This is a genomic window from Vibrio sp. S17_S38, from assembly GCF_014694375.1.
Taxonomy (GTDB): Bacteria; Pseudomonadota; Gammaproteobacteria; order Enterobacterales; family Vibrionaceae; genus Vibrio.
In genome coordinates, this window is record NZ_JAAUWW010000017.1 from 78723 (window position 1) to 88721 (window position 9999).

The following is a 9999-nucleotide window of genomic DNA, read 5'->3' on the forward strand; positions in this document are numbered from 1 at the left end:
ATGATGCTAGATAGCATTAGCGACAGCTTTAAAGAAAGCATTCAAATTCAAATAGCAGCGGCAGAATCGCTCCCAGATGCGATAACACATGCAGCACAAGCAATGGTGAGTAGCCTGCTCAATGGCAACAAAATCCTTTGTTGTGGTAATGGTGGTTCAGCAGCTAATGCTCAACAGTTTGTATCCTGTTTGCTCAATCGTTTTGAAACTGAGCGTCCAAGCTTGCCCGCAATTGCACTTACTGCCGACAATATTTCACAAACAGCCATCGCCAATGATTACCACTATGAAGAAGTTTTCTCTAGGCAGGTACGCGCCTTTGGTCAACCTGGTGATGTTCTAATTGCCATTTCAACCAGTGGAAATAGCGGTAATGTCATAAAAGCGGTTGAAGCCGCGGTTACACGAGATATGACCATTATTGCATTCACGGGAAAAGATGGTGGCGAGATGGCTGGTTTACTAGGCGAATCAGATGTTGAAATTCGGATCCCATCTCACAGAACCGCTCGCATCCATGAAGTTCATATGCTCACTTTACATTGCTTGTGCGATTTAATTGACCAAGTAATTTTTCCATCTCACGAGGGGTAATCTTAGTGAAAAAAAATATTCTCATTCTTATCACATTTCTATTTGTCTTAAATGGTTGTGCTCAATTTCAAAGCGATAAAGAAAATCAACGACAATGGCAAGAAAAGAGCATTAATTCTAATGTCGATGCTCTAAATCACTCGCCACAATTCTCTGGAAAAATTCGAGTTACATCTGAAGTAAATAACGGTGCTGTGATCTTAATTGGTCAAGCGACTGATGAAGAAACCAAACAAAATGTTGAGAGCTATGTGCAAACCTTGCCTGGCGTGAAGAAAACCTACAATCAAATTCGCGTTAGGCCTCTAATCAGCTTCGATCAAATAAGTAAAGACGTATGGCTAACCACCAAGGTGAAAAGTGCCATTTTATCGGAAGATAAACTCGACAATTACACCATCAAAGTAGTAACTGAAAATAACGAAGTCTTTTTAATTGGCTCTGTTCCTCCTGAAGAAGCTGAAATTGCCGCTAGTATTGCTGGCAAGGTTGCCGGAGTAAAGAAAGTAGTAAAAGCTTTTACTGATACATCGCCAGACACAAATATAAGTAATCAAAGTACTACTAATACGATGAATGCTGTAGATACATCGCCATCAAATGTAACTAACAAACCGGTAAATAACAGCGCAACACAAGATGACAGCGCCAATGGTTCAACAGAAGTCACGGATAACTCTAGTGAAATAATAGAAGAACCGAACCCTCTACTAATAGACGAAAGCGATGTGAATTAATCAGTATAATATTTAAATATGATGTCATTGCACTTGGTGAAGTCATCAAATGAAAACGGCCCCAATTGGGGCTGTTTTACATTCTAATCATCATTCTATAAATTTAAAATAGAGCTTTAATCTAAAAGTGCACCATTAGATTCAATGACTTTTTTATACCAATAAAACGATTTTTTCGGAATTCGGTTCAATGTGCCATTACCTAAATCATCACGATCAACATAAATAAAGCCGTATCGTTTGCTCATTTCCCCAGTCGAAGCCGCAACGAGATCAATACAGCCCCAAGAAGTATAACCAAGCAATGGGACACCATCGTCGATAGCCTCTTTCATCGCACGTATATGCAGCTTAAGGTAATCAATACGATAATCATCAATCACTTCACCTGTCGCCGTTAATTCATCTTTAGCACCTAAACCATTCTCAACTAGAAACAATGGTTTTTGATAACGATCGTAGAGTGTATTCATTGTGATACGTAGTCCTAATGGATCGATAGTCCATCCCCATTCGCTCGAGGGAAGATGCGGATTTTTGATCGACTTAACCACATTAGCTTCACTCGTATTATTATCGTTCATATCAGCGGATGCACAGCGTGAGGCATAATAACTAAATGAAATGAAATCCACGGTGTGCTTTAAGATCTCGGCGTCACCGTCTTGAATATCAAGTGTGATATTTTTTTGTTTAAATACTTTTTGGGCATAGGATGGGTAATAGCCCCGAGATTGAACATCGATAAAAAATAGGTTTTCTCGATCTTTTTCCATCGCAGTAAATACATCGTCAGGCTTGCAAGAGTAAGGATAAAAATTCCCTCCAGCTAACATGCACCCAACTTGATTCTCAGGGTTTATTTCATGCGCTAATTTGGTCACTAATGCGCTGGCAACTAACTCATGATGTGCGGCTTGATATTTGATCTGCTCTTTATTTTCACCTTCCTGAAATAAAAGACCAGCACCAGAGAAAGGGCTATGCAATAAGATATTGATTTCATTAAAGGTTAACCAGTACTTGACCAAGCCATCAAAGTGTTCAAAGCAAGTCCGGGCATATCTCTCAAAGAATGAAATCATTTTTCGATTGCGCCATGAACCATATTGATTAACAAGATTCATAGGCACATCAAAATGACATAATGTCACCAAAGGCTCAATGCCGTATTTTTTACATTCTTTAAAAACATCCCGGTAAAAATCAATACCTGCTTGATTTGGCTGACTATCATCACCGTTAGGGTAAATACGACTCCAAGCAATGGACATACGAAAAACCTTAAAGCCCATTTCAGCCAGAAGTGCAATATCGTCTTTATATCTATGATAAAAATCTATCGCTCCATGACTTGGATAAAACTGATCTTCATCTAAAGATACCTCTTCAACAAGTCCTAACTTAATCGGCATTCTATTCTCACCATAAGGGATCATATCTACCGTTGTTAGACCTTTGCCATCACTTATATATCCACCTTCAGCTTGGTTAGCGGCAATAGCGCCGCCCCATAAGAAGTCATTTGGAAATTGAGTATCGCTCATAAGTATTCTCCCAAAACGCACTGCCACCAAACAGGTGGTAATGCGTTTAACTACACATTTATAGGTTTAGCTGACGGATTATTTTCTGATGTAATCAAAGTCTCATCTTCTATTGATTCATCATCATCTGAATTACTTTCGGGAATATCTTCAAAGCCTAATACTAAGGTTAAGATAAACGACAAGATAATCGCTAATGCTATCAATCCAAACACCCAGACGATACTCATCGGGTTATTGACATCAAAGAACTGAACACTTGTGAATAAACTTGGTGCAGCCATTGAGTGACTCGCGAGTCCCATCGCACCAGCAAGCCCACCGACGACAAATCCCGTGATCATAGTGGCAATTAATGGGCGTTTAAGTCGAATTAACACACCATATAATGCAGGCTCTGATATTCCTGCAAAAATGGCAGAAGCTCCAGCGGCCAATGATGTTTGTCTTAATGCTGAGTTTTTAGTTTTCCAAGCCACGGCTAAACAAGCACCGCCCATGCCTAAATTTGCACCAATCTCCGAAGGCATTACCATACCTTCCTTGCCCACTTCAGCAATAGTTTGAATAATGGTTGGAGTAAAAACTCGATGCATTCCAGTCATTACAAGTAGCGGCCATAAAGCCCCCATAATAGCAACCGAGAGCCAGCCTAATGTACCGTGAATGGTATAAACTAAACTTGATATTGCCGTTCCGATCCAAATCCCGACAGGTCCAATAAGGGTAATAGCAATAGGTGCGGCGATAAGCACTATCAGCATTGGTTTAAGAAAGTTTTTGGTTACGGCAGGCGTAATACTATCAACCCAACGCTCGATATAAGATAAAGTCCACGTCATAACCAACACCGGAATAACGGTATAGGTATATTTCACAGAAGTGATAGGAATTCCAAACAAATCAACTGCATTGCCTTTTGCAGCCTGAGCCATTAATTCAATAAAACTCGGATGTATTAATACGCCAGCTATCGCAATAGACAGAGACATATTCGTTTTAAACTTAATCGATGCCGACGCAGCAACCATGACAGGAAGGAAGAAAAATGCACCGTCACCAATGGCTTTCAAGATTATCATTGTCGGCGCATTTTCTTCAAATACCCCAGTCATTCCTAAAACCATCACTAATAATTTCACCATTGATGCACCAATAATAGCCGGAATCAACGGAGACATGGTTCCTACTAAGGCATCAAGGATTTTGGCACCAATCACTTTAGGTGTTAATTTTTCTTTAGGGGTCTCAATCGATGATGAAGTACCACTTAAATTGCATAATTCCATTACAGATTTGTAGGCAGCCGAAACTTCATTGCCAATGATGACTTGTACCTTATCGCCATTATCAACAATGCCCATAACGCCATTGATTTGCTTTAACTTTTCAATATTAATTATGGTTTTATCATTTAAAACAAAACGTAGGCGAGTCATGCAATGCGTAAGCGCCACAACGTTACTGGCCCCGCCTAATTGCTCAACGATTTTTTTCGCCACCGCTTGATAGTCCTTTATCATTACTCTTTCTCCAATACGCACTACACATGCTAAATAGGTAGATAAATTCAATTAACCCACAATAGTTACGCATAATATGTTACCCGTAACTTACATAAATTAAAGTGATACTTGAGATCAATTAATAGAAACGAGATCTCTATCAGTAATCGAGGAGGAGTTAAAGATAAATACTTAGAGATGCTTAGTAATGATGGTTTTTTACTCAGTCAGTCAATTGGGCCTTACATAACAAAGGCCCAATTTATCGCGACTAAAATTAAAATAAATGAAATGGTTCAGATTAAAGATAAAACTTTCGTCCAACGGAAACTATAAAATACTGGCACCCGTTTCTGCACTTGATACGTTATCTCTAAACAGACGAAATAACTCCCTTCCCATGCCGAGTTGATCTTGAGTATTAAGATTGAGGTCTAACGGACGCCCTTCTAATTCAGCGTCAGTAAATAAAGCCCCTTTTTCTGCATCCAAGGTCATCATGTCACCATCTATCAACCTTGCTAGAGGTCCGCCTTTAGACGACTCAGGAGTGATATGAATAGCGGCTGGAACTTTACCCGAAGCACCCGATAATCGACCATCCGTCACTAATGCAGTTTTATAGCCCAACTTCATTAAATTACCTAAAATTGGCATCAATTTATGCAGCTCAGGCATTCCATTCGCACCTGGACCATTATGACGAACCACAATGATCACATCTCGATTTAACTCTCCTAATTGATAGGCTTTTTCCACATCATGTTGAGATGAGAAGATTTGAACTGGAGCTTTGATATAACGGTTTTCTATCGCAACAGCACTGATCTTGATAACACCTCGTCCAATATTGCCATCCAGAACTTTCAAGCCACCTTGCTTTGAAAATACCGAATCATCCATTGCAATCACCGCAGGATCTGCACTGGCATTAGCCATAGTAAATCGCACTCCTCCATCAATGAGCTCAGGACGAGTTAGGTAATCCTCCATCGTGCCATAAATAGGTGTAGCGTCCATGTGCAATAAGCCCAGTTGATTTAAACGGCGCATAAAGGTAGGTCCACCACCAGCCGCTTCATAGGCATTAATATCAGCCGGGCCATTAGGATACATTTTGGTCAATTGAGGTACCACATCAGACAACGCATCAAAGTCATCCCAAGTTAAGATGAACCCTGCGGCTTTCGCAATCGCTATCATGTGAATGGTATGGTTAGTACTTCCGCCAGAAGCTAATAAAGCCACGAGGCCATTCACTAAAGCTTTCTCATCAATCACTTTACCGATAGGACGAAAATCTTGAGAGGCAGAATTTGAGACTCGAATAATTTGTTTTGCGGTCAACTCTGTTAAATGCTGACGTAATGGGCTTGTTGGTGGAACAAAAGCAGAACCTGGTAACATTAGCCCCATTGCTTCAAAAACAAGTTGATTGGTATTGGCTGTACCATAAAAAGTACACGTACCAGGAGAGTGGTAAGCGCTACTTTCCATTTCTTGAAGCGCATCTTTACCTAAATTACCCGCGGCGTATTGCTGTCTAACTTGTACTTTTTCATCATTAGAGATCCCAGTGGACATTGGGCCTGAAGGAACAAAAGCTGTCGGTAAATGGCCAAATGCTAACGCCCCTATAATTTGCCCTGGCGCTATTTTATCGCACACCCCCAGTAAAAGGGTGGCATCAAAAGTATTATGGCTTAAACCAATCGCTGTCGCTTGGGCAATTAAATCCCGAGAAAATAGCGACAAATCCATACCATCTTGCCCTTGGGTTACGCCATCACACATAGCCGGTACGCCACCTGCGACTTGAGCACTATGACCAATATTAGATAGAGTCTGTTTCAATAAATCAGGATAATTTTGATACGGTTGATGCGCACTCAGCATATCGTTGTAGGCAGTAATAATACCAACATTCATCGTGGTTAAATCTAATAGACGACTACTTGTTCCTCCACATGCCGCAGCAGTGTGCGCCATATTGCCACAAGATAAATGCTTCCGACCTTTGCCTTGTTTAATATAAGATTGAACTTGAGTTAAGTACTTATGTCTAGTTACTGCGCTACGCTCTAAGATCCGGTTTGTGACTTCTAAAATAATATTGTTCATGGTTTTTATCCTTTAACCTAGACGGTAACACTATCGATTACAGTCGCTGATTCATGTAAAGCGACATTGTTAATGCAACGATTTAAAACGGTATCAAAGTCGCCATCAATGCTGATCTCAAGCATATTAGGTTCATCAGCAGTTGGCATTTCTAACGTATCAAACTGATTTTGCAAAAGATCAACCGGCATAAAGTGTCCTCTACGATCCTGCATTCTTTCTTTTACTAATTCAAAGTCACCATATAAATGTAAAAAGACAACATTCTGATTGCCTTCTCTTATTTGATCTCGATATTTTTTCTTTAAAGCCGAGCAGACAATAACTGCCACTTCATTTTTTTGTTCAACGCTGAATGCTGCATCCCGAATACGCTCAAGCCAAGGCGAACGGTCATCATCATTAAGTGCATGACCCGATGACATTTTTAAAATGTTAGCTTTAGGGTGAAGGTCATCGCCATCAATGAATTTGGCATTTAATGCAGTGGCAAGGGCTTGGCCAATACTGGATTTACCTGTACTTGACACTCCCATAACAAGAAGAACTTTGCCGATTGTTTTCATTTATTTGACCTCTATCAGACTTTTAGATATTCCTACAAATTTATAGTGCCTAGCGTATCAAGTTACGGGTAACATGTTACCCGTAACTTTTGATAATGTGAAGTTCAGCAAATAAATAATTATAAGAGGTTTAAAAATGTCAGACTTGTCTTTAATACTCACTGCGGCAGGATCTATCGTCCTTTTGCTATTTTTAGTCATGAAAGTACGGCTGCATGCTGTAGTCTCACTTATCTTGGTTTCAATGGTTGCTGGCTTATTTTCGGGAATGAATCCGGCAGATATCGCAGGCACGATTCAAAAAGGTATGGGCGGCACTTTAGGTTTCATCGCGGTAGTGGTGGCTCTAGGGGCGATGTTTGGAAAGGTAATGGAAGAAACGGGCGCATTAGACCAAATAGCTCATACCCTATTACATCGATTCGGAGAAAAAAACTCGAACTGGGCAATGACCTTTACCGGGTTTATCTGCGCACTTCCTTTATTTTTTGATGTGGCTGTTGTCTTATTAATTGGCATTGCTTTCGCTGTTGTCAGAAAAGGTGGTGGTAGTGTAGTGAAAATAGGTATCGCGCTGTTAGCTGGTATCGCAACTTGCCAAGCATTCTTGATCCCAGCGCCTGGGCCGATCTTAGTGGCATCTCAACTAAATGCTGATTTTGGCTATATGATTTTATTTGGATTAATGGCTTCTATTCCAGCCATGATCTTAGGTGGACCAATTTGGGGTAGTTTTATTGCCAAGCACGTTGATGTACCACTTCCTAAGCACGCTCAAGATGATGGCGTCGGTCGTGAAGGCAACGGCATTCCAAGCTTCAAACTTGCAATTTCTCTGATTGCATTACCCTTATTAATGATTGGACTAAAAACTATTGTTGCTCGTTTTATCGACCCTGAATCTAATTTACACGGTTGGTTAGAGTTTATTGGGCACCCTTTCACTGCAATTATTGTTGCTTGTTTAACGACATTTTATGTTCTTGGTGTCAAGCGAGGTGTCTCTAATGAAAAAATCATGGAGATCTGTAGTAGTGCGCTACAGCCTGCGGGGATCATCATATTAGTTACTGGTGCAGGTGGTGTATTTAAGCAAGTACTGATTGATTCAGGTGTCGGTGAAGCATTAGGTAATTACTTAGCTGGATCAGGTTTACCTATCGTTGTTTTAGCTTTCATATTGGCAGCAGCGGTACGTGTAATTCAAGGTTCTGCGACAGTCGCAATGTTAACGGCCTGCGGACTAATAATTCCTATGCTTGAACCACTAGCCCTGTCAGGCGCGCAACTCGCAGCGGTAACAATCGCAATTGGCGGCGGTTCAATCGTGCTATCTCATGTTAATGATTCTGGTTTCTGGTTAGCCAATCGATTCTTAGGGCTAAGTGAAGTTGAAACTTTAAAAACATGGACCATGATGGAAACGATAATTGGTACAACTGGTGCAGTTGTCGCCATAGTAATATCTCTTTTCCTATAGCATTAATTAGCCTTCTCTAAGAGAGGGCTTTTAAATGATGCAGCTTTAGTCTGATATGAAAATAAACATTTTTATATCAGACTAAATTGTTCCACCAGAGAATAGAGTAAAACCTAAATCAAGAGATTGCTTAGTATTTGAGTCTTGTTTAATACTTTCTAATAACTGTTTCGCCGCTTCTTGTCCAATCTCAAACCTTGGTGTAATTACACTCGCAAGTTTAGGCTCCATCGCTTGCCCCACATCATGCCCATGAAATCCAGCGATAGAAATATCTTGAGGCACTTTAATACCAAGGCGTTGGCACTCAAATAGAGCCCCTATCGCTAAATCATCATTAGTACAAAATACTCCATCTAAGCTTGGATACATCGCCAATGCTTTATTGAGTAATTCAGCGCCTAAACTGAAAGAAGAAGACTTATCGGTCAAAACATTCGTTGACAGTAATTGTTTATCCGTCATTGCACGATTATATCCAGCAAGCTTTAATTTTGTACGCTCATCCAGCCTTGCACCCAAATACACAATTTGTTTACAGCCACGCTCAACCATTAAACTTGTCATTTCATAACCCGCTTTTTCATTATCAAAGCCGACCGATTTTAAAATAGGATCCGCATTCAAATCCATAATCTCAACAACTGGTACCCCAGAAGTTTCGATCATTTTAAGCGTTCTCTCACTATGCTGACTCTCTGATAAAATCAAACCATCAACATGATAAGCGAGTAAATTCGATATGCGCTCTTCTTCGATCTCTTGACTATAACCATAATGCGCTAGCATGGTTTGATAGCCATGAGCTTCCGTTATATTTTCGATCCCTCTGATCACTTCAGCAAAAACATGGTTGGTTAAGGATGGAACAAGCACCCCAAGAGAACGACTTTTAGAATTAGAAAGCAATTCAGGCGCTTTATTCGGGATATAGCCAAGCCTATCAATCACTTCCATAATTTTTTGATAAGTAGTGGATGAGACTTTAGAAGAGTCACGCAAACAACGGCTTACCGTCATTTTTGTTACTCCGACTTCATCTGCAATATCTTGTAAATTGGGACGTCGTTTCTTCATAAATAATTAAATCCATTAAAATGTTACTTGTAACATCATAGGGGAATTTAAAAATAAGAGCTATTACTAAAGAAACAATATGGAGATTGGGTATTAAACAATGTTATTACTTAAAATTGGCAGTGAGTCGGGCGACTTCACTGCCATTAAACACAGAGGAATATCACTTAAAAAATATTGTGAGAGTAGAATAAAGTTTCATACTAAAATAATCTTAAGCCCCATTATACAAGGGGCTTAATCTTAGGATAAAAAATAAAGTGTCATACTAATTGTCACCACCAGTGCAAAAATGATCCACTAACACCAATTGAAAATTGATCCACTTGGTATCATTCAGTTTTAACAAAACTGGATGGTGATTATGTTAAC

General features: G+C 39.9%; 8 protein-coding genes. 3 read left to right on the top strand and 5 right to left on the bottom strand.

Translation table 11 applies throughout. The features are described 5' to 3' along the window. Positions 1-3: 3 nt before the first annotated feature. The gene (locus HC725_RS13290) at positions 4-594 is read left to right on the top strand and encodes a phosphoheptose isomerase (protein WP_190332304.1); all 591 of its coding nucleotides are present in this window, start codon (positions 4-6) and stop codon (positions 592-594) included. A 5-nt stretch (positions 595-599) separates the two neighbouring features. Next, positions 600-1331: a BON domain-containing protein gene (locus HC725_RS13295; RefSeq protein WP_190332305.1), complete on the top strand. Its 732-nt coding sequence runs from the start codon at positions 600-602 to the stop codon at positions 1329-1331. A gap of 116 nt (positions 1332-1447) precedes the next feature. Here the strand turns inward: HC725_RS13295 and HC725_RS13300 are convergent, their stop codons facing one another. The 4 genes from HC725_RS13300 to HC725_RS13315 form a co-directional block, all read right to left on the bottom strand. Next, positions 1448-2878, bottom strand: coding sequence for a 6-phospho-beta-glucosidase (locus HC725_RS13300; RefSeq protein WP_190332306.1), 1431 nt, complete (start codon positions 2876-2878; stop codon positions 1448-1450). 50 nt (positions 2879-2928) lie between these two features. After that, the gene (gene ascF / locus HC725_RS13305) at positions 2929-4401 is read right to left on the bottom strand and encodes a PTS cellobiose/arbutin/salicin transporter subunit IIBC (protein ID WP_190332307.1); all 1473 of its coding nucleotides are present in this window, start codon (positions 4399-4401) and stop codon (positions 2929-2931) included. Positions 4402-4713: 312 nt separating this feature from the next. Next, positions 4714-6504: a phosphogluconate dehydratase gene (edd, locus tag HC725_RS13310; protein ID WP_190332308.1), complete on the bottom strand. Its 1791-nt coding sequence runs from the start codon at positions 6502-6504 to the stop codon at positions 4714-4716. Between the two features lie 17 nt (positions 6505-6521). After that, the gene (locus tag HC725_RS13315; protein ID WP_190332309.1) at positions 6522-7070 is read right to left on the bottom strand and encodes a gluconokinase; all 549 of its coding nucleotides are present in this window, start codon (positions 7068-7070) and stop codon (positions 6522-6524) included. A gap of 136 nt (positions 7071-7206) precedes the next feature. Here HC725_RS13315 and gntU point away from each other — a divergent pair, with 136 nt between their 5' ends. Beyond that, positions 7207-8550 carry a gluconate transporter gene (gntU, locus tag HC725_RS13320; RefSeq protein ID WP_190332310.1) on the top strand — a complete coding sequence of 448 codons (1344 nt, stop codon included), beginning with the start codon at positions 7207-7209 and terminating at the stop codon, positions 8548-8550. Positions 8551-8631: 81 nt separating this feature from the next. Here the strand turns inward: gntU and gntR are convergent, their stop codons facing one another. Further along, positions 8632-9627, bottom strand: a complete 996-nt coding sequence (gene gntR / locus HC725_RS13325) for a gluconate operon transcriptional repressor GntR (protein ID WP_190332311.1) — start codon at positions 9625-9627, stop codon at positions 8632-8634. Positions 9628-9999: the final 372 nt, after the last annotated feature.

Coding starts and splice junctions, on each gene's coding strand:
- HC725_RS13290 (WP_190332304.1), top strand. CDS start 4: ATGCTAGATAGCATTAGCGACAGCTTTAAAGAAAGCATTCAAATTCAA.
- HC725_RS13300 (WP_190332306.1), bottom strand. CDS start 2,878: ATGAGCGATACTCAATTTCCAAATGACTTCTTATGGGGCGGCGCTATT.
- ascF (WP_190332307.1), bottom strand. CDS start 4,401: ATGATAAAGGACTATCAAGCGGTGGCGAAAAAAATCGTTGAGCAATTA.
- edd (WP_190332308.1), bottom strand. CDS start 6,504: ATGAACAATATTATTTTAGAAGTCACAAACCGGATCTTAGAGCGTAGC.
- HC725_RS13315 (WP_190332309.1), bottom strand. CDS start 7,070: ATGAAAACAATCGGCAAAGTTCTTCTTGTTATGGGAGTGTCAAGTACA.
- gntU (WP_190332310.1), top strand. CDS start 7,207: ATGTCAGACTTGTCTTTAATACTCACTGCGGCAGGATCTATCGTCCTT.
- gntR (WP_190332311.1), bottom strand. CDS start 9,627: ATGAAGAAACGACGTCCCAATTTACAAGATATTGCAGATGAAGTCGGA.